Raw genomic sequence first — 26,979 nt, forward strand, 5'->3', positions numbered from 1 at the left:
TACCATTATATAATTACAATTCCGCGATCTGACTTACACTTAATGCCTCTAGCTGATTTCGGTAATTACTTAATTCTAATTCCATCTGCTTTTGCTCCGAAAAAGTGATTTCTGGTAGCAGTTGTTGATAATAATCTATACCTCTTAGTAGTTCAGCTTTAAAATTTTCAAGTTGTTTAAGCTTTTTATCATTCAGGTTCCCCTCATTATTTTCTATGTCCCTTTTAAAATAATCAATATACAGTTGCAGTTCCTTTATGAATAGATTAGGCCTTTCAACACCATCTAAAAGATCTGTTTTGCCATAAATATGTCCAACTAATTCGTTAAGAGTATATATATCATTAAAATAAGCGGTATTCGGCCCAGGACAAATTGCTACCGCCCGGTTCTCTCGGGGCTTAAGCATATCATTTTTTAAAATAGCAGAGGTACATAGACCGACGCACAGACATAGCTTTTCTGTAATGTTATTGAATTTCCGCTTATATTCAGCTTCGGGTAAGTCAAGTCTTTCAAGCTCCTCCAACTTTAATTTCTGATATTCCCTTGATGCGGTACAAATAGGATCACTTGTGAATTCGGTATTTGAAACAAGAAATTTTTTTGTACAAGGACTGCCTGGCCTCCCTTTAGCTATACGCTCCAGCCGAAGTGCCTCCGCTGTACTTTTACTGAAGTTATTAAAAGGTACACCAAGGGGAGAGGCTGCACTAATGTAAAAATCCTTTTCCCCTGCATCTTTCAAAAGATTTAGTGTATCCCTGTCGACATTAGTTACCTCAGGAACCAACAGGAATGGGCTTCCCCAACCTGTGCCATCAAGATTATAGTAGTTTATCAAAAACTGGTCTTCTGATTTTGTTCCAATGCCCCCTTGAACCGTAAATCTCGTTAAAGGCTGCGATGGCACATTACCGGTTTTTGTGGTAATAGCGTTTTTAAAAATTCCATATAGATCCTCCAGCATCGACGTCCTTTTTGCCTTAAACTCCTCTAGTATTGGACCAAGGAGATAGCCTTCTGTTGCAAAAGCGTGACCACCACAGTTTAAGCCAGATTCAATCCTGAACTCGTGCACCCATAATCCTTTTTTCGCCAGAAACTTTGCTTGTATTAACGCTGATCGGAAATCGCTTACCTTTAGGATCACTTTCTTCCTCGCCGGCTCGTCGCCATTAGGAAAGAAATCATCAAATTCACTTAAATAAGTGTATAACTTAGGATTCATACCAGCAGACAGAACTACCGAGGTATTCAATTCACTCTCGGCAAAACCACGTAAAGCAGCGAGGGCATCAGTAAATTTATCTCCCAATGGAAAACCATCTTTACCGAGGTTCACCTTATCTACTTTAACCATAATGTTCACCTCAGCATCTCCCTTTTTAATGAAAGTCCTCAGGGTTTCCTGAAGTTCAGCTTTCTTCTGCGGATTTCTTTCACCCAGCATCTGCCTGTAAATTTGCTGCTCTTGAGAAGATTCAGGAAGAAGTTCGAAATAACGGCAAATGTCGGCACCCTCTGCAAAAGCCTCCTGTTTTATCTCAGAGTGTTGCTCATCAATGAGGAAGTTGATAAGGTTCAAATAGGCTTTTATTCGTTTTGCCCGATGGTCTGACTCTATTTTTCTTATCGGATGATACTCGATATTATTTTGTTTCGAATGAAATTCTCTCATTCGTTCAATCATGTCATCATCAACGATTGACGCTACTGAAGAAATCCCATACCTTGCCACCTTAAGTGGTGTGTCTACGGAAAATCCTAATCCTAAAACGGGAATATGAAAGCTATGACCCATAACAAAGTCGTTAAGTGTTTGTATTAAATATTTTTGCTAGTTGTATAATCCTAAATGGCCTTACTAAATAATTGTGATTCTGGTTTCTTTTGCCATAACCTAATATCAAAAGCCATACATATGTTCCTAAGAAAGGCTTTTCCCACTACAGTTATTTGAACCCGCCCTTCTTTTACCACAACCAATCCATCACTTTCAAGGGGTACAAGGCGTTCCCTTACTGGCGCAAATTCAGGAGAAAGCCATTCACAATCTGTATAACCCATGCACATAAGGTCAAGAATATGCTTCCTGAAAACCAGATCCTCCTCTGTGAGGATATGCCCTTTAATTAAAGGGAAAGAACCTTTGCTGATTAACTCATGGTATTGCTCTACCTGCTTTACGTTTTGCGAAAAGCCGTACCAACTATCACTGATAGAGGAAACACCAAGTCCAATTGACAATTGAGTGTACTGATCGGTGTAGCCCATAAAGTTCCGATGCAGCTTTTGATTCTTTGATGCGATGTACAAATTATCAGAATCAAGAGAAAAATGGTCCATCCCAATATCATAATAACCTTTATTCAGGAGCATCTCCCTACCTTTTTCGTAAAGAGCTCGTTTCTCTTCATCTTGTGGAAGATCAGCCTCTGTAAATCTTCTTTGACCTGGTTTCACCCAGGGAACATGTGCATAACTGTAAAAAGCAATACGGTCTGGCATAAGCGAGATCACTTTTTCAACTGTATCCTCTATACTGCTTAGCTTCTGCAAAGGCAGTCCGTAGATTAAATCATAATTGATTGAGGTATAACCTAGGGTCCGGGCATCAATTGTTACCTTCCTAACCTGTTCATAACTCTGCTTTCTATTAATGATCTCTTGAACAACAGGATCAAAATCTTGGATTCCAAGACTTACTCTTCTGAAACCTGCCTGATAAAGAGCTTTTAAATGATCATAACTAGTATTAGCAGGATGCCCCTCAAAAGAGAAACTCGTTTCTGAGGCAAGCGTAGTGCCTTCTAAAAGGCCTTCCATCAGGAATTTCAGATTCTCCGGACTAAAAAACGTTGGAGTACCACCGCCAAGATGAATTTCTCTGATCCGGGGTTTTGTTCCTATTACTTCTTTATACATCTGCCACTCTTTTAGGACAGACTCGATATAAGGCTTTTCAACAGTATGGTTCCTCGTGATCCGAGTATTACAACCACAGTACGTACACAAACTCTCACAGTAGGGAAGATGAATGTATAAGCTTATACCCGCAGCAGAACTCTCGTTCATCGCTTTCCTGACCGTGTCAATCCAGCCAGCTATACTCCACTGCTCCTCCTCCCATAAAGGAACAGTGGGATAACTGGTGTATCTAGGTGCTGCTACGTTATATTTTGATATTAATGTATTCATTATGCAATAGCCAGATTATTTTCAATACAAGCATCTCCACAGCAACATGCATTACCGGCGCACTTGCCAGCCTCCCATAAATCCATACTTGAAATGGTCTTTTCAGCAATTATCTTCAAAGCCTCCTCAGTTAGAAAAGCCTGATGAGGTGTTAAGAGAATCCGCTGGTTCTGTATTAGAGATTGCAGTAATGAATCTTGTATAGGTTTTTTTCTATGGTTGAAAAAGAAAACATTTTGTTCAAATTCATAAACATCCATACCTAACTTACTAACCTTACCTCTCAGCAGAGCTTCATACACATCCTGGGTATTAAAAACTGCGCCGCGACTAACATTTATTAGCATAACACCATCCTTCATTTTCTTTATACTATCAGAGTCAACAAGATGGTGAGTATACTCGTTCAAGGGAATATGATAGGAGATGATATCACATTTATCGTAAAGCTCGTTTAGCGACACTTGGGTAGCACCTACAGAACCACAATCTACTTGTTCCAGAATATCATTTACAAGGACCTTAGCTCCAAAGCCACTTAAAATTTTCCCCAGAGCTTTTCCCGTGCCCCCAAAACCTACGATACCCACAACTTTTCCCTTGATCGTATTTCCTACAAGGTTATTGAGACTAAAATCATGATCGTGCATCTGGTTTTGAGATACAATGATATTTCGGGAAAGTGCGAGAATCAAAGTGATTGCATGTTCTGCAACCGACTCGGGTGAATAGGAGGGGACGTTAGCTATTTTCAAGCCTAGTCGAACGGCTTCTGTCAAATCAATATGATCAGTACCCGTTGAGCGGGTTGCTATATACTTGACACCTCTTCTTTTTAGTTCCTGAAGGATAGAAGCAGGTAAGCTATCACCGGGAAACACTAATACAGCATCTTTCCCGTCTGCGTAAGCTGCTGTATCAGTTGTTAACCGATTGGATATTAAAGTTATATCGTGCTTTTTCTGATTAGCCTTAATTAAAAGCTCTTTTTCACAGTTTTTTATGCTGTATGCGACCGCTTTCATTCCGTTTCTGTTTAGAAACAAAGGTATCCAGACAGTCCGCTTTATCGCGTGAGGCTAGTCAAACTAAAAAGTGATACTTATCACTTTCTTTCACTTATTGTTTGACACGTTTCAATTTTTCGATTGAAAGAACTTTGATTGTATTTCCTTCTTTCACAATCAAACGTTCTTCCTTAAAGTCTGATAATGTGCGACTTATTGTTTCAGTAGCAGTTCCAACCATAGCCGCAAGGTCATCCCGTGATATTTTAATCTCGTATGAATCTGCCGGCTCTTTCATGAACTTATCTGACAGGATTATCAATGCATCCGCGACCCGCTTACGTACGGAATTGTAAGCCAGTTTGAGCAATTGCTCTTGTTTTTCGACGATATTATCCGAGAGCAGCTCAATAAATCTTTTCGCAATTCCTATATCCTTAAATAACAAGGTGTTGAACTCATTCTTCCGTATCAGGTGAAGTTCCGAGTCGTCCATGCTCTCTGCATTATCACTATACGATTTATTCAACAGCACTGCCTCATAACCAAAAAAATCACCTTCCGAATGCATTCCGGTAATAATTTCCCGGCCGTCCTCATAGATAAGGTAAGTTCTGATTTTTCCTTTTTTGACAAAATAGATATTTTGGGGAGTATCTCCATCCATATAAATATTTTGTTTCTTCTTAAAGGTCCTCAACCTTCCACTTTCTGAAAGCTCCGTAAGCAATTTCGCCGAACGGGCCTCGTCCAACAAGTTTTCCAGTGATGCCGATGCTGCAGAACTTTTTAGTACCCGTTCCCTTTTTGACAACCTGCTTTCCACAGCATTAATAAGCTCCATATCGTCAAAGGGTTTGGTTAAATAGTCATCCGCACCCATCTCCATACCTTTTCGCATATCAGCGCGTTCTGCTTTAGCGGTCAAAAATATGAAGGGGATATTAGCTGTGTTTTCGTTCTTACTTAAAAGGTAGAGTACCCCATAGCCATCTAATTCAGGCATCATAATATCACAAAGAATAATATCGGGTAAATGAGCTTGCGCAAGTTCAACTCCCTTTTTACCATTCTCCGCAGTGTAAACACTAAAATTAGCAAGCTCAAGAATTTCGGCGGTGCTTTCGCGGATGTCTTGATTATCCTCTATAATTAGAACAGTTCTTTTCTGTTGATTCATCCTTTTTTAAAGATTAAAGCAATGGTGGTACCTTCATTTTGTGCACTCTGGCAAATTACATCGCCACCCATTAATTCTGCGTATCGTTTAACTATATTTAATCCTAACCCTGTTCCTGGGATATTTCCGGTATTGTGAGCCCTAAAAAAAGGTTCAAATAAGTTCTTCTGTTCCTCTTCAGGAATTCCAATTCCATTGTCCTTTACCGAAATGCAAACTTCAGAATCTGAAACTTCTGTATTGAATTCAATAAAGGTATTTTCCCCAGAATATTTTATAGCATTAGAGACGAGATTTATTATCGAATTCCGCAGCAAAGAAGGATCAAGAAATACGTCAGCTCTTTCCCCTGTATGCTGGTAAAAGATATGCTGATTTTGCTTGGCTATCAATTGCATTTCTTCTATAATCCCTTCAGAGAACTTCACCAGATCAAAATGTTGAAACTGGACTTCCGTTCTACCTGCTTCCAACTTTTCTAAAGATAAGAAGTCATTCAGTATCCCCGTAAGGTGTCCCACAGAATTCTTGATCTTTGAAGTGTGCTTCAGAATATTATTCTCATCTTGTTTCTGAAGATACTTCTCAATTAATGAAGCCGAGAGTTGTACCGAACTCAAAGGAGTACGGAATTCGTGAGAAGCCATCGATACAAAACGCGTTTTTAACTGATTAAGTTCCTTTTCCTTTTCAAGAGAGTGACTTGCCTCGTCTCTGGCTATTTCAAGCTCAGTGATCAGTTCTCTTAAATCGTGAGTACGTTCTTTTATAGTTTCCTCAAGTTTCTCAGTGTATTTTCGGAGGTTCTCTTCGGCTGCTTTCTCTTTAGAAAGGTCGTGTATAAATCCAGTAAAAATCTTTCTGCTTTCGTATTCAACCTCACTAACTGCAAGGCGAAATGGAAAAGTGCTCTTGTCTTTCCTAAGACCTCTAACCTCCCGGCCGATTCCAATAATACGCTTTTCACCTGTTGACTGGTATCTATTGATATAGCCGTCGTGAGAACTTTTGTCCGGTTCTGGCATCAATACTGATATATTCCTACCTACCAGTTCTTCTTCTTTTTCATACCCAAATAAACGTAATGCTGCTGGGTTCATACTTTCAATCAAGCCCTTGGAGTCGATTGTAATAATGCCGTCAATAGCAGTACTTATAATGGCATGTAGAAGATTTAATTTATCTATGCTCATTCAAAAGCAAACTTAATGTTCCTGAGTAAAAACACGTAAAAAAAGAAATTATTGTTGGGAGGAATATAGTGCAAATGTACAATATAGTGCTGGGAACTAGGATTATTTTGTGACAAAAAAATAATTTAGAATTCTATCTTTTCCGGCAAACTCATGAAAATTATTAAGCACCATTGCTTATAAGTAAGGCAGGAATAGCAATAGTATAAGTCGCCCCAGAAAATTGTTACCTTCCTGATGAGAAGCAATGTAGACTCACAGTTTTATAGGTATACAGACGGCGGGGCGACGAATTGAAAATTTCAATTATTTATACTTACATAAATAGGAGGTTTGTCCTTCAGATTTAACTTTGAAAGATGAATTAGCAGGAACTTCAAAAGACTGACCGTTAGTATAAGAAGTCCATTCAGAGGCTTCAGGAAGTAGAGCAACCAGTTTTCCTTCAATTACCACCATAGTTTCATGCTGAGAGGTGCCGAATTCATATTCTCCCGCTTCAATTACACCAATTGTTGATTTTCCATCTTCTGACTGGTATCCTAAAGACTTGACACTTCCGTCGAAATATTCGTTAACGTTGATCATATTTTAATTTTTCGCAAATATAAGGTTGAACATTATTCAGGCAATAGGAACAACTTTTTAATTAAGCCCGCACAAAGTAACTCGTGCAGGGAATAAGTTATCTCTTCTTACGCTGACCTGGAGCGTGGGGTTTAGCAGATTTGGATCCTGTAATTTTCTTTGCTTTACCAGGAGGAACATTACCGCTTCTTCCCGCAGTATACGTTGTACATCCGGTTAGTAAGGATACACTTATGGTAACCAAAGCAACAAGCTTTATTGTCTTTTTAAACATGGGATTTCATTTTAGCCTTCAAAGGTATGACTATCTCTCAGCATTTACTTGCTGACGCTTAAATTTTATAAATGACAAATCATCCTCATTTAATTGCACCAAAAGTAGCGAAAGAGCCATTTTTATGTAGTATTTCAACATAACGGAACCCAACATTCTTCATCATCTCGAGTTGGAAAGTGAGTGACCTTGGACTGTCTTCCTTATCGATATAATCAAAGACTTTTTGTTGGAAATCGTTTCCTCCTAGTTCTTTCAGATAATTCCCGTATCGTTTCCAGAAGAGTTCGGTTATAGCTTTGCAATCATGAACTACCAGGTCGCTCACCCAAAAACTTCCTCCAGGTTTTAGTGCTTTATAGATTTTGCTAAAAACCTGTTCCCACTCTTCTACCTCCCTTAAGTGGTGCAATACCGCTCCAGCCAAAACAATGTCATAACGCGACGTCTCCAACTGAACCTCCCTGATATCTCCCTGTATGGTATTAACAGGGCAGTCTGTCTTGTCTGCCACTCTTTGTTTCGCCTTATCAAGCATTGGTATGCTAAGATCGATAAGCGTACAGTTCAGTATAGGAAGTTTTTCGAGCATTTTTAACGTGTAGTTTCCAGCTCCGCAACCTATATCAAGCAAGTTCTCTGCTTCTGGATTAACCATACTTGCAGCCTCTGTGATCAGCTCCAGACTTAAAGGAGCATCAATTGTAGTCTGCTGGCCAGTGCCGAGATTTGAAAATCGTTCAACATCATGGTCAAATCTTTCTCGGATTTCATCTACTGTGGATTTTGATCTTTCTTTTTCCATGTTCTCTGGTTTGTCCTTCGCAAAACTATCTGGATTATTAATATTTGTAAAATATCAATTTTATCAATAATTCATTCCTTAAAGGTATCATGGAGCTTCGTCACCTCTTATATTTTCAAACAGTAGCAGAAGAACTGCATTTTAGGAAAGCTGCTGAAAAACTATTCATTTCCCAACCGCCGCTAAGTCGGCAGATAAGAGAGCTGGAAGAGGAATTAGAAGTTTCTTTATTTAAAAGGAATAACAAACGGGTAGTGCTTACCGAAGCAGGAAAGTACTTTAAAACAGAAGTGGATGAGATCTTTGCAAAAATAGCAGCCAGCAGGCATCGACTAAAGGAAATTGAAGGCTCGGTAACTGGTCAGTTACGGATTGGATTCATCAGTTCCGTAAATCAGCAGCAACTCATAGCTGTTCTAAAGGATATAAAAATAAGGTTTCCCTACGTTAAAACTCGCCTTTACGAGTTGCCAACCATAAAACAAGTAAAAGCGTTGGAGGAAGACAAGTTGGATGTTGGAATTATGAGAGCACCGATAAAATCAGAAAGGCTTGAAGTGAAAACCCTTTTCAACGAGCCTTTTGTTTTTGTTTTTCCTCAAGGAGAGATTGATCATTTGAATATTGAGAGTATTCAAAAATACATGACCGGTCGCCCGTTCGTTTTTTTCAATAAAGATTATGCACCCGAATACTTTCATAAGTTGGAGGAGATCTGTCAACGACTAGGCTTTTATCCAGAGGTAACGCACGAAGTGAACAATGTTCATTCAATAATGCAACTGGTAGAGAAAGGACTGGGTGTTTCTATTGTTCCCTCGTCCCTTAAAAACAGCTTTGATCATCTGAACTTAAGCTTCATAAATCTAAATCATTTGCCAATTACTACAGAAGTTGTATTAGCGCTGAAGCCTGGAAATCAACATCCTGCAACAAGATGGTTCATTGAGAAATTCCCTATGAAAGCATCACCAGTTTATGGGCAAGTGGATACAGAAGCGGGAACCTTCCCCTAAATTACTATCCACGGTTATATAGCCATTATGTTTACTCACTATTTCACTAGCAATAAACAAGCCCATACCGAGGCCAGAAATAAACGGAGATAAGTCATCGGAACGATAGAACTTTTCAAAAATCCTGGCTTGATGCTCTTTTGAAATTCCTATTCCCTGATCCTCAACACAAATAGTTACCTGATTATTATTTTCAAGTAAAGAAATTCCAATGGAGCCAGCCCCAGGAGAGTACTTGATTGCATTAACCAAAAGATTCACGAGTGCTTGTTCAAGCCTTAACTTATCACCGAGAAGAGTGATCTCAGGGATAGCCTCTGGTCCCAGGATTTGATGGGAGGAATGCAGATGCAATACACTTTCAATACTTTCATTTATAAGTTCTGATAGGGGAAATGGCACACTATTGATCTTAATACTACCTGCCTGGATTTTAGAAACATCTAAAAGGTCAGCGATCAAACTGTTTAACTTATTTGCTTGAATATTAGCCTTCTTAACGAAATTGCTCTGCTTTTCGCCAAGCTGAGATCTCTCGAGCATTTGCAAGTAAGCTTTTATGCTGGTAAGTGGAGTCTTTAACTCGTGACTTGCTATCCCCAAAAACTCATCCTTCTTGCGCTCAATTTCCTTTGTCAAATTCAACTCTTCCAGGGCCGTCTGACGTTTATGAATATAATTGAGAGTTACAATATAAAGAAGTATAGAAATAGCTATTCCAAACACTAAAACAATTTGTGGCTGGGCACGTTCCACTTGGGAACCAAACTTATTATCTGTAGAGAAAACAAGAGTCCATTTGTTCCCAGCAATATTTAATGTTCTGCTAGTCTTAAATTCTATTTCTGACCGCTGTTGTTCTCTTAGTGATTCACTAATCTCTTCCGTTTTATATAGTAAATTGTCTGCGTTAAGGTGAGTTTGATCATAAACTCTGATATCCAGATCTGCGAATCCATCAAATACAGCATCCATAAGATCGTAGGCCCGGAACGGGATGTAAACGAAACCTTCAACATTGTTATGCCTTTCTTTAGTAGCCTTAAGTTCAGGGTTTTTATATACTGGTAAATAAAGAAGAAATCCAGGTTGAACTCCTACGTTAGTCTCTTGTATTAGGGTAACTTTCCTTGTTATTGAAGCCTCTCCAGTTTTCATGGCCCGTTGTATGGCCTGTCGACGTTTAACTTCGCTGAACATGTCAAATCCAAGCGCCCTTAGATTACGTTTATCACTTGGCTCAATATAAATAATAGGGGTGAGCCGCTGTTGGTCTGGTTTGGTTTTAATCTCGAACTTCGGATATTGCTTTCGCATCTCCAATTCAACATCTTTAATCTGATCTATAGTGATATACTTCGCATATCCAATTCCTTGAATTCCAGGATAATTATCAGAAAGGCTTAAATTTTTAGTATATGCTTTCCACTCAACTGTAGTTACCGACCCTGAAGAGTAGAATAAAGACTGGCAGCCCTTTAATATTTGGGTGTAATCTATTATTCGTTTATCAAGCCTTTCAGCTGCCTGTTCTGTGTAAAGTTCAAAAAGTTTAGCACGCCGTAGCTTTGCTGACTTTCCTAACTGATAAAAAGAAAACAATGAAAAAGAAAGTACCGCAACAAATACGAGTACCGCGGGAAGATAGGTTTTTAGTTCTTTCTCTGTTTTCATCTAAGCAGGTTGTTGACACGATGGAATTCACAAGACGTCAGTATATGTAAGATAAACAATATTCCTACAAATAATTCACGGGGTATGATATTTCAAACCACAAATTTAAGAATAACTCGCCAGTTAAGAAAAACCATAATGAGCGGAAGCTCCTAAATGGAGGTTTAAAGTAGCTTGAAAGTCCTTCTTGCACCTAGAGAAAAAATTAAACTTTCAAAAAAAAGCCGGGTTCTTGCCCGGCTTCTCTATTATTAATTATAATTTAAAGGCTTTCGTCATGCTGACTTATATCGAGTCCCAAACGTTCCTCTTCATCCGAAACTCTCAAAGGACTGATCAGGTCAGTAATCTTTAAAAGTACCATTGAGCCGGCAAAAGCAAATATTGAAGCACCTACCAATGCAATCATTTGAACCCCGAAAAGATGAGTTTCTCCGAAGATCAGTCCATTACCAGTAGTATTAGCAGGATTAATGGATTGGCTTGCAAAGACGCCCGTTAAAACCATCCCAACCATTCCTCCAACTCCATGGCAGGGAAAAACATCTAAGGTGTCATCAATAGAAGTTCTTGTACGCCATTCAACAACAAGATTGCTAATTATTGAAGAAATAATTCCTATAAGTAAAGAATGCGGAATGGTAACAAATCCTGCGGCCGGTGTGATAGCAACAAGGCCAACAACAGCACCTATGCAAGTTCCCATAGCCGAAGGTTTACGACCTTTGAAGGCATCAAAAAACACCCAGGCAATAGCAGCAGCCGCAGACGCAGCCATTGTAGTACAAAGAGCAATAACAGATAGCCGACCCACCCCGAAAGCAGATCCCGCATTAAAGCCAAACCAGCCAAACCAAAGAAGCCCTGTGCCCAACATCACATAAGTGATTCGCGCAGGATTATGATTAGGCTCGTTACGACGCTTTAAAAAGATGGCTGATGCAAATGCTGCCCACCCCGCCGACATATGCACAACGGTTCCTCCAGCAAAGTCTAAAACCCCTAACTTAAAGAGAATACCTTCGGGGTGCCAGGTTGCATGAGCCAGGGGAGCATAAATAAATATGAAAAAAAGGCAAATAAACAATACGTATGAAATGAAACGTATCCTCTCCGCAAATGCACCTGTAATAAGGGCAGGAGTTATAATGGCAAACTTTAGTTGGTACATGGCAAATAATGCCAATGGAATAGTAGGAGCAAGCTCCCAGGGTTTACTATCCAGCACGGTTTGCATCATAAAAAACTGAGAAGGATCTCCTATTATTCCCCCTAAGCTTCTTCCAAAAACAAGTCCGAAACCGAAAATAAACCAGATTACTGTTACTACCGACATACAAATAAAACTTTGTAACATAGTGGAGATAACATTCTTTTTATTAACCATACCACCATAGAAAAACGCCAAACCTGGAGTCATTATTAAAACCATTCCAGTTGCAGTAAGCATCCAGGCGATGTCTGTGGTATTGTAAACATTTTTATCAGAATTGTCCGGTACCGAAGGAAATAAAAAACAGAGAAGCGTAAAAATTAGGATAAAAAGAAAAGGAATACGCGACAATTTATTTGCCATATTTTAATTTTTGGTTGTGTTGTGGGCGCAAAGATATTTCAAATACCATAAAAATTTAAGATTATTTAAAACTTTATTACCTAACACCCGTTTCTCCTGCCTTTTAGGCATTCATTTAACCAAATATTTTAGATTTTAACTATTCCATGAGTAAGGCTCTTCCACTGCGCCTTTGAAACGCCTAAAATTGCGCCAACAGCAACAATTGCATTCCTTATTTTATCTTGTATTTTGTCTGTTTCAGTATTCGGTTGCTCATTTCTACCATGAACTTCTGCACTCACATCGTTTCCCACTCGTTTTACTATGAAATAACTATTAGCCTCGTCAGAAAAAAAATGAGCAGTATTGTTATCATCAGATTGCGGATTGTCGGCCGGCCTTACCCTAATGAGCGTATATTCCCAGTCTTCTTCATCATTCCTGCCTTCCTCTACTTTTTCAACTTCCACCCAGTCAAATCCCGCCCCTGATTCTGTTCCCGGTGCGGGAATATCAATCTTAAAACGATCACCCTCAGTAACGAAATCTTTTTTTTCTTTTCCCAAATTATCCGTCAGAGAAAAATCTGCAGATGCAAGTCCTGCGTATTCATGCCACCTCGAGATCGATAGCAGACGTTGACGAGCCTCAAGGTAATGGTTCCTTGCAAGCTGCGTACTTGAAAATGATTCAGTCGAAATTGTATCGGTCTTCGCGCCCTTTATATTGTCTGGCACTAAATGATCTGGATGTTTCATAGTTAGATTTTACTATAAAACATCCTAATCATAGAATGTTTGAACCTGTTATAGAAACAAGTTATTCAAAAATAATCGTTTTGTTACCTGTTATAAACACACGGTCCTGAAAAACCAGTTGCAATGCTCTGTTTAACACAGATTTTTCTACTTCTTTCCCTGCCGTCACCATATCACTAACCTTGAATGTATGATTTACCGGGATCGTTTCCTGAACTATAATAGGTCCTTCATCCAGGTCATTAGTTACGAAATGGGCAGTGGCCCCAATTACTTTAACGCCTCTTTCATGTGCCTGCCTGTAAGGACTTGCTCCTATAAAGGCAGGAAGGAACGAATGATGGATGTTTATAATTTTATTTCCAAAACGCGCAACAAAGTCAGGAGAGAGGATCCTCATAAACTTAGCAAGAACAATATAATCCGGCTCATATTCTTCGATCACTTTTATTAGCTCCTTTTCAAAATCAGGTTTGGATTTATTCTCGTGAGATATATTAAAAAAAGGGATATCGAAACGATTCGTAAAAGACTTAAGTATATCGTAATTGCCTGCAACCATGCACACATTAGCGCCCAGGGTATTGAAATGATGTCGTATAAGAATGTCTCCCAGGCAATGATATTCCTTAGTAACCAGTACGGCAATTTTCTTTTCCTTCTTTGGGTTTATGGTAACTTTAGCACTTTCAGGCAAAGCGTTCTGTAATTCACTTAGAAGCATCGCTTCATTTACCACGACTCCAGAACATTCTATCCTAGCAAAAAAGGTGTTGTTATCCTGATCCACGAATTCCCGCATCGCAGTAATATTGAGGTGATGCCTTGCCATTAATTCTGAAATGATTGCTACTAAACCAACTTTGTCCTTGCATTCAATCAGTATTAAATTCTCATTCATGGGGCCTAATATATAAGATTAATATTTATTTGAAGCGAGCGAATAAAAAACACCTCGGACCTAATCGAGTCTTATCTGATTTATTTAATGTACAGTTTTTAAATACTAAAAAACTATCTTTGATTAACAAGGATTGACAGGGGAATGGCATTTGCAATGTGTTCATTAAATTCCGGGAGTAATGGGAATTGTTATTATATAGCAGGGAGGGACGAAGCAGTACTAATAGATGCTGGATTATCCTGCCGAGAAACAGAAAAACGAATGAAGCGACTCGGCTTGAGTATGGATAAGGTTAAAGCCATATTTATTAGTCATGAGCACACCGATCATATTAAAGGTATTCCAGGACTTGCTAAGAAACACAGACTTCCTGTTTATGTAACTTCAAAAACTTACCGAAACTCAGGTTTACAGCTCGATGCCGACTTAATCCTACCTTTTAAGGCCTATGAATCCGTAACCGTAGGTTCTCTTTCCATTACCGCCTTTCCAAAATTTCACGACGCTGCTGATCCACATAGTTTTGTCATCAGTTACGGAGACAAAAAAATTGGGGTCTTTACAGATATAGGAAATGTTTGCGAGCATGTAATCGAAAACTTCCAGCAATGCCACGCAATTTTCTTGGAAGCGAATTATGATGAGGAAATGCTTAATCAGGGAAGATATCCTTATTTCTTAAAGAACAGGATTAGAGGAGGGCAGGGGCACTTATCGAACACGCAGGCCTTGAACCTTTTTATGGAATACCGCTCAGACAAGTTGAGTCACTTATTTTTATCTCATCTTTCTAAAGATAACAACTGCCCTGACCTGGTTTACAAAACCTTTAATGCTAAAGCGAAAAAAACAGAAATAATAGTTGCTTCAAGATATGAGGAAACGGGAGTTTATTATTTGGAAAGCAACTCGAGCAAGCAAAGGCCGGTTCAACTGCAACTTAATCTATTTTAAGTATTGCTTCCTTTATACTACTGAATAAAGGAAGCAATACTTAACTAATCACACTCCGGGTGGGTATAAATAAATGTCTCCGAATCACCAGAGAAGTTACCGAAACTTTCTCCGCGACCTGTTTGCCACCACATTTTATTTCTTAATTTCTCAATATTTCCTACTTCATTGAGGTTTTCATCATACAGGTGACCATTTAGCATCACAAACTTTATGCGTTCTGTATTTCTGATGTCTTCCAGAGGATTCTCCTCCAATACTATCAAATCTGCCAATTTTCCAGCCTCGATTGAACCAATTTCCTTAGACATACCCAAATAATCCGCACCATTAATAGTGGCCGATTTTAGTACTTGTAGTGGTGACATTCCTCCCTGAGCAAGCATCCACATTTCCCAGTGAGCACCCAGTCCCTGTAACTGCCCGTGGGAGCCTAAATTAACTTTAGTGCCTCCATCTGCCAGCTGTTTAACTGCTTTTGAAATTTCTATATGTCCATAATCCGCAAATTCTGAGGTATTCCTTCTTCTGGAGCGGCTATCCACAACGGGCCTCGGTACAAAATTAAGCAGTCGTTCATTTTCCCAAACATTTGTCCTGTCATACCAAAAGTTCTCTCCCGACTGGGCTCCATAGGCTACAATCAGCGTTGGAGTGTAAGCTGTTTTGCTGGCATTCCATAATGCCTTTACGTCTTTGTATAATGGTACTACCGGGATATTGTGTTCAATTCCAGTATGACCATCAAGGATCATCGACATATTATGTGAATATGTAGAACCACCTTCCGGAACAACTTCCATTTTCAATTCTCTTGCTGCTTGAATAATCTGCTGGCGTTGTTCTCTTCTTGGCTGATTGTAGGACTTGACAGAAAATGCGCCCAACGCCTTTAATCTACGCAAGCTTGAACGGGCATCATCAAGACTATTTATAACAGCTTTAAAATCACCTTCGGCTCCGTACAAAATTGTCCCTGTGGAGAAAATCCTTGGACCTGTAAGTATTCCCGCCCTTTGCATTTCCGACTGACTGAATACCATTTCGGAATTACTTGAAGGATCATGAGCAGTTGTTACTCCGAAGGCCAGGTTCGCAAGGTAGCTCCAATCAGCCTGAGAGGAAACTCCATCTGGACTGGTAGGTAAGTGAGCATGGACATCAACAATTCCAGGCATAATGGTCTTGTTTTCTGCGTTAATCACCTTCGCATCTTCCGGCACCTTCACTTGGTCGGACGGACCTACAGACACAATTTTATTTTCTTTAATTACTACTGTACCATTTTCAATCACCTGGTCTCCCTTCATTGTAATGATTCTAGCATTGGTCAATGCAATAGAACCAGAAGGAAGATCTGCTTTAAGCTTTAAGCCGATATCAATCCCAGAACTATCTGAATTTTTATCCTCAACATCAGTCAAATCTTTTATTTCTTCCGAGAAATATCCCGAACCCAAGGTCCAGTTAAGCTTTTTACTGTCTTTACTCCAATGAATGAAAGTTCCAGCATCCCTCGTAACTTTCGTAAGTGGAAGTGACTTGTTCGTAGAAGACAAGTCCAGTGCATTATTTGTATTAACTAAAGGAGTTAAATAAACGTTAAAGAGTTCATTGAAGGCCATCCACTTTCCGTCAGGACTAGGCACAAACTGTGTCGCATATTGGGAAACATAGTGAGTACGGATATTCGCACCATTTACATCCATGCTTTTGAAGGCTTTCTTTCCGTTTTCATTTGATTGAAAATAGATCCTTGTATCCGAGGAATTGAATAACGGCCTTATACCCGCATCCGATACTTTAGTAGGAGCCCCACCAGTTGCTGGCATTACATAAATTCCCCCATTTTTACCATAGGTAAAACCTAGCATCATATTACCACCGCCTTTTCTAAAAACAATCTTATCGCCTTTATTTGAAAACTTAGGTGAATAATAAAAGCCCTTCTCAGTAGTAAGCTGAATGATTCTTCCTGTTGCAAGTTCTATTCTGTTAATCGAACCCTTCATTTCATCACTCCAGTTTACATAAATGATAGACTTCCCGTCAGGACTAAATTCAGGTTCAAATTCAAAGTCAGTTCCGGTGGTAATACGAGTTGGCTTCCCATTAGGAAGATCTTTTACATAAATATATCCCGCTGCATTAAATGCAACTTTCTTCCCATCAGGCGAAGTAGTCAATTGGCGGATCATCCGCACTTTAAAATCATCTGAAAACACTTTCTGATCGAAATGCAGGGCTTCAGCCACTGAATGATTTGAAGTTAATTCAAAAGGAATGATTGAAACAATTTGAGTGTTCACATCAAGCTTCCTTATTTTTCCCTTAGCATAGAAAATAATATTCTTACTGTCGGGTGTCCAGGCAAAGTTAGGGTACACGCCGAAGATAGCCCACGTTTCCTGCTGGTCACGAGACAGGTCATCATATAAAGGCCATTCTTCTCCTGTCGAAAGATCCTGAACATAAAGAGTTGTTTTAAGTCTTACCCGCTTAACAAAAGCCATCAGCTTACCGTCCGGAGAAATTTCCGGTCTTACTGCTCCACCTTGTCCCCCGGCTACGGTTTCAAAAGTTCCTGTTTCACGGTCCAGTCTCCTGATATTGTAAATCTCGCCATTAGGATCTTTATTGTATTCGAAATAAGGCCCCGGACTTACATCTTCACTAAAATAAACATATCTGCCATCCGGAGACACCTCTGGTTCGCCTGCATCCTGCTGATCATTTTTACGCTTGGTAAGTTGAATCCCATCGCCTCCTCTAATACTATATAGCCACATCTCGCCAGCACCCAAAGATCTGGTACTTGTGAAGTGCTTTCTGGCGATAATATATTCGTTATCTGGTGTCCAGCTTGCATTATTTAAAAGTCTGAAAGATTCCTTCGTTATAGATCTCTTTCCTGACCCGTCTGCGTTCATAATCCAGATATTATCACCACCCTCTTTATCACTTGTGTAGGAAATAAATTTCCCGTTGGGACTAAATCGAGGTTGAACTTCATAAGCTGAGCCAGCTGACAAAACAGTAGCCCTACCACCGGCAATAGGCATCTTATAAATGTCGCCAAGCAGATCGAAAACGATTTCCTTCCCATCAGGACTAACATCAAGGTTCATCCACGTTCCCTCATCAACGGTGAAGGAAACCGATTTTGAAGGAGACCCAGTTCTCTCTACATTCCATTTTTGCTGACTAAATACTGCACTTGTCAATAAGCTAAAGAAGACGACAGAAAGTTTTTTCATTCAAATTAATTTTGTAGTAATAGCATAAGCTAAGCAAAAAGGCATAAATAACATGTTGCAACTATGCGCCGTGTTTCGCTTCACTTGCTGATTAAAAGACAATTGACCTTAACGTAAATGAAAAATGTTAAGTCAAAAAGATATCTAATGTGTAGGCGCAAATATACCGCTTGTTTTGTGGGTTAAACTAAAAATTTGGTCAATTATTGTCCGGTGTTTGTTAGTTTTGAGAAATGTCCATTTACCAGGTATTAAAAAAATATTGGAACTACGACTCATTCCGCCCTCTACAAGAAGATATTATTCTTTCAGTGATGGAAGGGAAGGATACTTTGGCATTATTACCGACCGGAGGAGGTAAATCAGTTTGTTTTCAGGTCCCCGCGATGACGATGCCAGGAATATGTATAGTTGTTTCGCCTCTCATTGCTTTAATGAAAGATCAGGTTGAGAATCTTAAAGCAAGGGGAATTGAAGCTGTTGCAATAGTTTCTGGAATGGGTAAGAGAGAGGTGGATATCCTTCTTGATAACTGCGTTTATGGTCCGATAAAATTTCTATATCTATCACCAGAAAGACTAATGTCTGATTTGGTAAGAGAAAGGATAAGATATATGAAGGTAAACCTATTCGCGGTAGACGAGGCGCATTGTATTTCGCAGTGGGGATATGACTTCAGGCCACCTTATCTTGAACTGTCAAATCTCAGAGAATTACATCCCAATGTTCCGGTCCTTGCTCTCACAGCTACAGCTACAGAATTTGTAGTTGAGGATATCCAACTGAAGCTGTCGTTCAAAAAGAAGAATGTCTTTCGCAAAAGCTTTGAGCGTAAGAACTTGGGATATATAGTTTCCCATGAGGATAATAAGCTAAGGAAGTTGTTCGCGATAGCGAAAAAGGTGCAGGGTACTGGCATTGTATACGTACGAAACAGGAGGGAAACACAGGAAGTAGCAAGACAACTGAATGCACAAGGTATAAGGGCAGATTATTATCACGCGGGGGTTCCGGCCCTTCAGCGAAGCGAGAAGCAGGAAGCATGGAAAAACAATCAGATCAGGGTTATTGTAGCTACTAATGCTTTCGGAATGGGTATAGATAAACCAGATGTCCGCTTTGTTGTGCACCTGGATCTCCCCGAGAGCCTTGAAGCTTATTACCAGGAAGCCGGACGGGCGGGCCGAGATGAACAAAAGGCTTTCGGAGTGCTATTGTATAATCATTCAGACCGATTGCAACTCGAGCGCAAGTTAGAATTGAGCTTTCCATCCGCAGAGGAGATTAAACAAGCATACCATTTTCTCGGGAACTACTTCCAATTAGCGTACGAGGCAGGAGAGGGCCTTACTTTCGAATTTGACATCGCCGATTTTTGTTCAAGGTACAAGCTGGAACCCATAAAAACTTTGAACATATTCAAGTTTCTGGAGCATGATGGGTATATATCATTAACAGAAAGTGTTTATCTGCCCTCAAGGGTAAAAATTGTAGTAAGCAATGAGGAGTTATATCGGTTTCAGATCGAATATGCAAGCTATGACTCGTTCATTAAAATGCTCCTTCGATCGCACGGAGGTATGTTCGACCAGTATGCAATGATCAGAGAAACTGATCTTGCTAAAAGGGTAGGAATGAGGTTTGATGATGTGGTTAAGGTTTTGGATAAATTGGAACAACTTGAAATCATTTCCTACCTGAAGCAAACCGACAAGCCTCAGGTTTACTTTAGTCGAGCAAGAGTGGATACACAAAATCTACATATAGACACTAAATATATCAGGCAACGTAAGGAGATTATGCAACAACAGATTCAGGCAGTTATAGAATATGCAGAAGCAAAAAAATGCCGGAGCAGTATGCTATTGAAATACTTTGACGAAATAACTGACGAAAAATGCGGGGTCTGTGATGTTTGTATAGCGGAGAAGCGAATCGAAGATAGACAGACAGTTTTTGCTCAAATCACTTACGAAATCCTCGAAGTTCTTGCTACGTCACATCTTACTATCGACGAATTGATTTCCAGAGTTCCAACAGGTACCGAGGCCGAGAAGATTGAGGCCTTTCGAAACCTTCTAGATGCAGGTAAACTAAAAACCGACGGAGAGAAGTATTACCTGTAACAGAAATCACCCGCTGTAATACTAATTAATCAATTAACAACGATAATTAAGCTTTTCCTTTTTCGTAATCTTTAAACCAGCTCCCTACTTTCATTTGGATTACACCAAAAAATGCCTCCCTGAAAATTCTAGTGCTCATTTTAGATTCACCTTCTGTACGGTCAGTAAAGATAATAGGAACTTCAACTACCTTAAATCCATGCTGAATGGCAGTGAACTTCATTTCTATCTGAAATGCATATCCCACAAATTTAATCCTGTCAAGTGCTATAGTCTGTAATACTTTTCTTTTAAAACATTTGAACCCCGCAGTAGCATCTTGTATATCTATACCCGTTACAAGTCTCACATAAACAGAGGCAAAGAATGACATTAATACTCTACTCATGGGCCAATTCACAACATTAACCCCCTTAATATACCTGGATCCGATGGCTACATCTGCTCCCTGTACACAGGCCTCTCTTAACTTTATCAGATCATCAGGATTGTGAGAAAAATCTGCATCCATCTCAAAAATATATTCGTAGGTATGTTTTAAAGCCCATTCAAAACCGTGAATATATGCTGTTCCTAGTCCTAGCTTTCCCTTACGTTCTTCAATGAACAGCTTACCTGAAAATTCACCTTGTAGGTGTTTAACAATATCGGCAGTCCCGTCAGGCGAGCCATCATCCACAACCAGGACATGGAATACATGTGTTAAGGAAAAGACCTTTCGAAGAATCTTCTCAATGTTTTCCTTTTCATTATATGTTGGAATTATTACTAGACTGTCTGAAAGCACGGATTGGTATTAAAGCAGCAAAAGTAATTTTAAAAAAAGATAAAAGAAACCCCTGCCCAGTAAACAGGGGTTAAAATATGTTAATTAATGAACTCCGTGCATCAGTCTCTTTACTAATGGAGTAAGCAACATTATAAAAATCCCTACACCAATTGGTATCAGAGTAAAGATGAGAAAGAAAGTTGACATGGAGTATTGAGAAGTAATTTTGTCGATCATTCCGCCAGTTGTACCTGCAACCTTATTTCCAATGGCTATTGCTAAATACCAGATACCAAACATAATGGCAATCATCCTGCCAGGAACTAGCTTACTAACGTACGACAAGCCAACCGGGGAAATGAAAAGCTCACCCATGGTGTGAAAGAAATAAGCAAATACAAGCCAGATCATACTAACGGAAGCGACTTTTGCCCCCTGAGGTATATCACTTGCTCCGTATGCAAGGGCTGCGAAACCTATGCCTAAAAGGATCATTCCAAAGCCATACTTTAAAGTAGCAAAGGGGTTGTATTTACTTTCCCATATTTTAGAAACAAGAGGCGCAAAGGTAATGATGAACAGAGAGTTAAGAACGTTAAACCAAGATGCCGGAACTTCAGCCTGGACATCATTATATTGATTCTTCAACATGTAAATCACGATACCCCAAATTATTACAAAACTTGTCGCCAAAATAACATTGCCCAAAGCGTACCTGTCAAAGGTCGACTTAAACAATTTGAATAGCACATAGGAGATAATAAGCAATGGAATAACGGTGATAGCTGTATTGACTACGTTAAAAATAAGCTTGGAATTTCCCTCAAGAACACGTGCGGTGTAATCCTTTGCAAAAATGGTCATGGAACCGCCTGCCTGTTCAAAGGCAGCCCAGAAGAATATAGTTATAAAAGCAAGGCATATCACAGCTATCATCCGGTCCCTAAGAACAGGAGTATATTGTGCAATCCTTTTTATTAAAATGAATATAAAAAGGACAAGAGCAAAAAGAATAACGGCATTATCACCAGACAGGTTTCCAAGAGAGAAATCAAAAAGGTTAGATTTGGTTATTTTAGAAACAGGATCATTTATTGTCCAAACCAACCCAAGAATCGAGATCAAACCAATAATAAGCAGATCAAAGGATGAAAAAGGGTTTCTTGTGGCAACTCTTGGATCTTCATTAGCATCTGCTGAATCTTCGCCAGTCTCAGGTTTTAATCCTATACTTCCAAAGATGTTTCGGGTGAAGTAAAACTGAAGCATTCCAATGAACATAAAAATTCCGGCCAATCCAAAACCATAACTCCAGCCCCAATCTGGGCTTTCTCCAATATAACCACAGAGAAGAATGCCCAAAAACGCACCAGAATTAACTCCCATATAGAAAATAGTATAAGCACCATCTTTCTTTTCAGGATGCTTTTTATACATATGAGAAAGGATAGAAGTCATGTTAGGCTTGAAAAAACCGTTCCCGATCACAAGCAAGCCAAGCCCGAGGTACATAAAAAAGGAATGGAACTCCATGGCCATTGAAAGGTGACCAAGAGTCATAAGTAGGGCACCAAGCACAACTGCCCAGCGATACCCAATGATCCTGTCGGCAACATATCCACCTAATATTGGTGTGAGATAAGCCAGAGAAGTGTAAGAACCATAAATAGCGAGCGCACTTTCCCGTTCCCATCCCCATCCAGGATTTACTCCTGTTATTGCTGACGTTAAAAACAAGACAAGAAGGGCTCGCATGCCATAGTAGGAAAAGCGTTCCCACATCTCTGTAAAAAATAGAACGAAAAGTCCTTCGGGATGCCCAATAACCTTTCTATCAAATAAATGATCGTTTGCTGTATTTGTCATAAATAATTCTACCTTATTTCACTTCGCCCATTAATTTTTTGATTGCCGGCGATACCGCAATCATCACTATACCCGCCACAAGTGCATAAAGCCCTAATTGTTTGTAACCTTCTGTATAGGTAAAGAGTTTTTGCACCAGGGAGTCATTCTGATTTCCCTGCGCAATACCAGCGCCGATTATGCCTGCCACATATTGTCCGTATGCACTTGCCAAAAACCACATACCCATCATAACACCCTGAAGCTTAGGTGGAGAAAGCTTAGTCATAGCAGAAAGACCAATAGGCGAGAGGCAAAGCTCACCTATTGAAATAATAAAATAGGCGAGAGTAAAAACGTCTAATGAAGCCACGCCTTCAGCATTAGCAAAGAAACGTGTTGCATAAAACATAAAAAATGCTCCAGCAAGAAAAATAAAACCTAAACCAAATTTAACGACAGTATTAGGCTCCTTATTTTTCCTGGCTAGTTTAACCCAAATCATTCCAAGCACTCCGGCGAAAATGATTACAAAAAGTGAATTAGCTGCGTTGTTTACACCATTAGGATCAAGGGTGAAAACACCAAGCAATTTATTACTTAGATTATTGGCAGCAAAAAGACTTAAAGAGCCTCCACTTTGCTCAAAGAATGCCCAGAAAAATATTGAAAACAAGATGAAAAAGAGTGCAGCCAAAAGCTTATTCCGCTCGGCTTTTCCATACTTGGTCATCTCATAAACCAAGTAAAGCAGCGTTGCCGGACCAATGGTATACATAAACCAGTCAGTGTATTGGGTTTGGGCCACCATTACCATGATGAGTGGTATAACAGCTAGAGAACCAAGATAGACAAGGTATGTAAGCCAGGGTTTTGCCTTTTGACCAACTGCCGAAGGGGTGGTTGACACATTGCCTCCTATGCTCTCTGCAATCATTGGCTTCAGCGTTTCCTCTGCTGAAGGAGGGAGGCCAATAGGCCCCAAGGTTTTCTGCGTGTATAAGAATGTTAGCAAACTTATAGTCATTACAATTCCAGCAAGACCAAAAGCCAGATTCCATGAATATTCTTTTCCAATAGCGATACAAGCATATCCCCCTATTAAAGCACCTATATTGATGCCTGCATAGAAAAGGGAAAACCCTGCGTCCCGCCTGCTATCACCCGGTTTATAAAGGGATCCAACCATAGTAGAGATATTAGGTTTAAAAAAACCAGTACCAACTACCGTGAAGCTAATTCCCAAAAAGAAAAATTGATGGGGATCAAAGGCTAGTATCCCGCTTCCAACAATCATCAAAAGCCCACCCCAAAATAAAGATCTCCTAAAACCCAGGATCTTGTCGGCAAATAAGCCCCCGATAAAAGTAAAAGCGTACACAAATGCTTGGGTGGCACCATACTGTAGATTCGCTTTCTCTTCATTCATTAGAAGCTCGTGAGCCATAAAATAAGTGAGCATTCCTCTCATACCGTAGAAACAGAAACGTTCCCACATCTCGGAGAAAAACAAGTACCAAAGCTGAGGAGGGTAGGACCCTTTAAAGTTTTGTATTTCCTCCAGGGTCAATTCTTTTTTAATCTCGGGCATTATAGGTTATTAAAAACAAAGTCGGTTAATTTAGAATAAAGATGGAAAGTAGTATTACCTCCGTATATCCCATGATTTTTATTTGGGTAGTAAGCCTGTTCAAATGGCTTTCCAGCTTGAATAAGGGCTTCAGAAAACATAATACTGTTCTGAAAATGAACATTGTCGTCGGCTGTTCCGTGTACAAGCAGAAACTTACCCTTTAAATCTTTCGCGAATTCAATAGGAGAATTGGCATCATAGCCCTCCGGATTCTCTTGTGGTGTTTGAAGAAAGCGCTCGGTGTAGATTGAATCATAAAAACGCCATGTGGTAACCGGAGCAACGGCCATTACCATTTTAAAGATCCCATTTCCCTTTGTGGCACACAATGAAGAAAGGTATCCTCCAAAACTCCAGCCCCAAATTCCAATACGTCCACTATCTACATACGACTGTGAACCAAACCATTTCGCCGTTTCAATCTGATCGATGAGTTCGAGCTTTCCCAATTGTTTGTAAGTCGCCTTCTTGAACTCTGCACCTCTAAACCCAGTTCCTCTGTTATCCACACAAGCTACAATATACCCTTTCTGAGCTAACATACTGAACCACATATCCCGGGCACCACCAAAGTTATCATCAACATTTTGACTGCCCGGACCGCCATAAACATACAGTAGTACCGGATATTTTTTTCTGGTATCGAAGTTTGCAGGTTTAATCATGTAACCATTAAGTTCAATTCCCTGCGTAGTGGTGAATTTAAAGAACTGAGCTCCTGGAATTACAAATTGTTTTAACCTTTGTTTAAGCGCGCTGTTATCCTCCAAAACCCTAACCAGCTTTCCTGATTGTTCATGCAAAGTAATATAAAGAGGCTGATTAATAGTGGAATGAGAGAGCGTATAATAACTAAAGTCCTTACTGAATTCTGCTGAATTTGTACCATTGCTCAAACTCAGCTTGTTTTTTCCAGCACCGTTAAGACCTATAGAATAGACGTCCTTCTGAAGAGGCGAAACTTCAGTACTCTGATAAAAAACCACGCCCTTTTCCTCATCTATACCATAAATCTGTGTTACTTCCCAATTACCCTTAGTTAACTGCTTAAGCACTTTTCCTTCATTACTGTAAAGATAAATGTGATTATACCCATCGCGTTCACTCACATTCACGAATCGCTTTCCGTCATTTAAAAAAGTCAACTGTTCTTTTTCAATATCGATATACGCCTTATCCTGTTCAGACATGATAATTTTCGAGGTTCCTGTCTCTGCATTTGTAAAAAGGTAATCCAGCTTGTTTTGATGACGGTTCAACCTTAAGATACATAATGAATTAGCTGTATTAGTCCACTTAACTCTGGGGATATACTGGTCTGCCTCATTTCCCACGTCTGCAGTCGTTGTCTTACCAGAACTATAATCATAGATATGGATACTTACCTTAGAGTTCTTTTCACCAGCTTTGGGATATTTATATCTGTACTCCCGGGGGTATAACCCTTCGTAAATAGACATCGAATATTCAGGAACAGAGGTCTCATTAAACTTATAATAAGCTATCTTATTACCATCGGGACTCCAGAAGAATGCTCTAGCGAAAGAAAATTCCTCCTCATAAACCCAATCAGCCCATCCATTAATAATGCTATTCTTAAGTCCATCTTTTGTAACCTGGATTTCTTTACCTGTAACAAGATCATGGAGGTAGATATTATTGTTTATAACATAGCAGACTTTGCTTCCATCAGGGGAAAAGGTAGGAAATTGCTGCTTACCTTTGGCCGAAAGTGGCTTCATTTTCTTGATGGCTAAATCAAAGATATAGTACCAGGCCTTACTAGAATGTCTGTAAATTTCTTCCTCGTCCTTTGCCAATAAAACCTTCTTCTCATCAGGACTAAAAACTGTACTAACCTCAAAACTGTCCTTCCCGGCAATAACATCGGCTTCTGTGTACATAATCCGGGATATCTTACCGTCAGAATAATTATTGCTTACTACGGAAATAAGACCAGTCTTAGCATCTCTTATTATTGATGCATAAGTTTTTCCATCCTTTAAAGGCTGCTGACCGAATACATAATTTTGTCGGAACGTTCCTTTTCTAAAAATGTCTTCCAGCGAAATATCCTTGGGAGTTTGGGCGAAAGAAGTCGAAAAAATAAGTAACAGGATACCTAAGTAACTTTTCATTAAAAAATCTAAACTAATGATCGTGTGCTTGTAAGTGCAGTTCTAAAAGCGTTTATTTCCTGGTCAGGTGTTAAACAACTAAATTGAAACTAGTGCAAA

General features: G+C 39.5%; 20 protein-coding genes. 3 read left to right on the plus strand and 17 right to left on the minus strand.

Annotated features, from left to right (window positions below):
• Positions 1 to 13: 13 nt before the first annotated feature.
• From J4N25_RS01785 to J4N25_RS01820, 8 genes are all read right to left on the minus strand, one after another.
• On the minus strand, positions 14 to 1,804 hold the full coding sequence (locus tag J4N25_RS01785; RefSeq protein WP_207420425.1) for a hypothetical protein: 1,791 nt from the start codon (positions 1,802 to 1,804) through the stop codon (positions 14 to 16).
• Positions 1,805 to 1,854: 50 nt separating this feature from the next.
• The gene (hemN, locus tag J4N25_RS01790) at positions 1,855 to 3,201 is read right to left on the minus strand and encodes an oxygen-independent coproporphyrinogen III oxidase (protein ID WP_207420426.1); all 1,347 of its coding nucleotides are present in this window, start codon (positions 3,199 to 3,201) and stop codon (positions 1,855 to 1,857) included.
• Complete coding sequence (locus J4N25_RS01795; RefSeq protein WP_207420427.1) at positions 3,201 to 4,226, minus strand: NAD(P)-dependent oxidoreductase; 1,026 nt, start codon at positions 4,224 to 4,226, stop codon at positions 3,201 to 3,203. Before J4N25_RS01795 ends, hemN begins: the two co-directional genes overlap by 1 nt.
• A gap of 94 nt (positions 4,227 to 4,320) precedes the next feature.
• Positions 4,321 to 5,388 (minus strand): response regulator, encoded by a 1,068-nt coding sequence (locus J4N25_RS01800; RefSeq protein ID WP_207420428.1) that lies wholly within the window; start codon positions 5,386 to 5,388, stop codon positions 4,321 to 4,323.
• Complete coding sequence (locus J4N25_RS01805; RefSeq protein ID WP_207421599.1) at positions 5,385 to 6,575, minus strand: PAS domain-containing sensor histidine kinase; 1,191 nt, start codon at positions 6,573 to 6,575, stop codon at positions 5,385 to 5,387. Before J4N25_RS01805 ends, J4N25_RS01800 begins: the two co-directional genes overlap by 4 nt.
• 312 nt (positions 6,576 to 6,887) lie before the next feature.
• Positions 6,888 to 7,169 (minus strand): pyrimidine/purine nucleoside phosphorylase, encoded by a 282-nt coding sequence (gene ppnP, locus J4N25_RS01810; protein ID WP_207420429.1) that lies wholly within the window; start codon positions 7,167 to 7,169, stop codon positions 6,888 to 6,890.
• Positions 7,170 to 7,266: 97 nt separating this feature from the next.
• Positions 7,267 to 7,443: a quinol oxidase subunit 4 gene (locus tag J4N25_RS01815; protein WP_242695753.1), complete on the minus strand. Its 177-nt coding sequence runs from the start codon at positions 7,441 to 7,443 to the stop codon at positions 7,267 to 7,269.
• Between the two features lie 85 nt (positions 7,444 to 7,528).
• On the minus strand, positions 7,529 to 8,248 hold the full coding sequence (locus J4N25_RS01820; RefSeq protein WP_207420430.1) for a class I SAM-dependent methyltransferase: 720 nt from the start codon (positions 8,246 to 8,248) through the stop codon (positions 7,529 to 7,531).
• Positions 8,249 to 8,337: 89 nt separating this feature from the next.
• Here J4N25_RS01820 and J4N25_RS01825 point away from each other — a divergent pair, with 89 nt between their 5' ends.
• Entirely contained in the window at positions 8,338 to 9,264 is a 927-nt protein-coding gene (locus tag J4N25_RS01825; protein WP_207420431.1) for a LysR family transcriptional regulator, read from the plus strand.
• Here J4N25_RS01825 and J4N25_RS01830 read toward each other — a convergent pair.
• From J4N25_RS01830 to purU, 4 genes are all read right to left on the minus strand, one after another.
• Complete coding sequence (locus tag J4N25_RS01830) at positions 9,217 to 10,938, minus strand: CHASE domain-containing sensor histidine kinase (RefSeq protein WP_207420432.1); 1,722 nt, start codon at positions 10,936 to 10,938, stop codon at positions 9,217 to 9,219. The two genes, J4N25_RS01825 and J4N25_RS01830, sit on opposite strands and share 48 nt — an antisense overlap.
• Positions 10,939 to 11,200: 262 nt before the next feature.
• Positions 11,201 to 12,514 (minus strand): ammonium transporter, encoded by a 1,314-nt coding sequence (locus tag J4N25_RS01835; protein WP_207420433.1) that lies wholly within the window; start codon positions 12,512 to 12,514, stop codon positions 11,201 to 11,203.
• 128 nt (positions 12,515 to 12,642) lie between these two features.
• On the minus strand, positions 12,643 to 13,254 hold the full coding sequence (locus J4N25_RS01840; protein ID WP_207420434.1) for a hypothetical protein: 612 nt from the start codon (positions 13,252 to 13,254) through the stop codon (positions 12,643 to 12,645).
• 61 nt (positions 13,255 to 13,315) lie between these two features.
• Complete coding sequence (purU, locus tag J4N25_RS01845; RefSeq protein ID WP_207420435.1) at positions 13,316 to 14,155, minus strand: formyltetrahydrofolate deformylase; 840 nt, start codon at positions 14,153 to 14,155, stop codon at positions 13,316 to 13,318.
• A gap of 156 nt (positions 14,156 to 14,311) precedes the next feature.
• Between purU and J4N25_RS01850 the strand changes: the two genes are divergently transcribed.
• A complete protein-coding gene (locus J4N25_RS01850; RefSeq protein ID WP_242695754.1) occupies positions 14,312 to 15,112 on the plus strand; it encodes an MBL fold metallo-hydrolase in 801 nt (266 codons plus the stop codon).
• Positions 15,113 to 15,156: 44 nt separating this feature from the next.
• Here J4N25_RS01850 and J4N25_RS01855 read toward each other — a convergent pair whose 3' ends face one another.
• A complete protein-coding gene (locus J4N25_RS01855; protein WP_207420437.1) occupies positions 15,157 to 18,369 on the minus strand; it encodes an amidohydrolase family protein in 3,213 nt (1,070 codons plus the stop codon).
• A gap of 233 nt (positions 18,370 to 18,602) precedes the next feature.
• Between J4N25_RS01855 and J4N25_RS01860 the strand changes: the two genes are divergently transcribed.
• On the plus strand, positions 18,603 to 20,495 hold the full coding sequence (locus J4N25_RS01860; RefSeq protein WP_207420438.1) for a RecQ family ATP-dependent DNA helicase: 1,893 nt from the start codon (positions 18,603 to 18,605) through the stop codon (positions 20,493 to 20,495).
• Between the two features lie 46 nt (positions 20,496 to 20,541).
• Here the strand turns inward: J4N25_RS01860 and J4N25_RS01865 are convergent, their stop codons facing one another.
• The 4 genes from J4N25_RS01865 to J4N25_RS01880 all read right to left on the minus strand — a co-directional run bounded on the left by J4N25_RS01865 (position 20,542) and on the right by J4N25_RS01880 (position 26,880).
• Positions 20,542 to 21,282 carry a polyprenol monophosphomannose synthase gene (locus J4N25_RS01865; protein WP_207420439.1) on the minus strand — a complete coding sequence of 247 codons (741 nt, stop codon included), beginning with the start codon at positions 21,280 to 21,282 and terminating at the stop codon, positions 20,542 to 20,544.
• A gap of 84 nt (positions 21,283 to 21,366) precedes the next feature.
• On the minus strand, positions 21,367 to 23,130 hold the full coding sequence (locus tag J4N25_RS01870; protein ID WP_207420440.1) for a peptide MFS transporter: 1,764 nt from the start codon (positions 23,128 to 23,130) through the stop codon (positions 21,367 to 21,369).
• Between the two features lie 13 nt (positions 23,131 to 23,143).
• A complete protein-coding gene (locus tag J4N25_RS01875; protein WP_207420441.1) occupies positions 23,144 to 24,700 on the minus strand; it encodes a peptide MFS transporter in 1,557 nt (518 codons plus the stop codon).
• Complete coding sequence (locus J4N25_RS01880) at positions 24,700 to 26,880, minus strand: S9 family peptidase (protein WP_207420442.1); 2,181 nt, start codon at positions 26,878 to 26,880, stop codon at positions 24,700 to 24,702. Before J4N25_RS01880 ends, J4N25_RS01875 begins: the two co-directional genes overlap by 1 nt.
• Positions 26,881 to 26,979: the final 99 nt, after the last annotated feature.

Source organism: Desertivirga brevis (assembly GCF_017355835.1).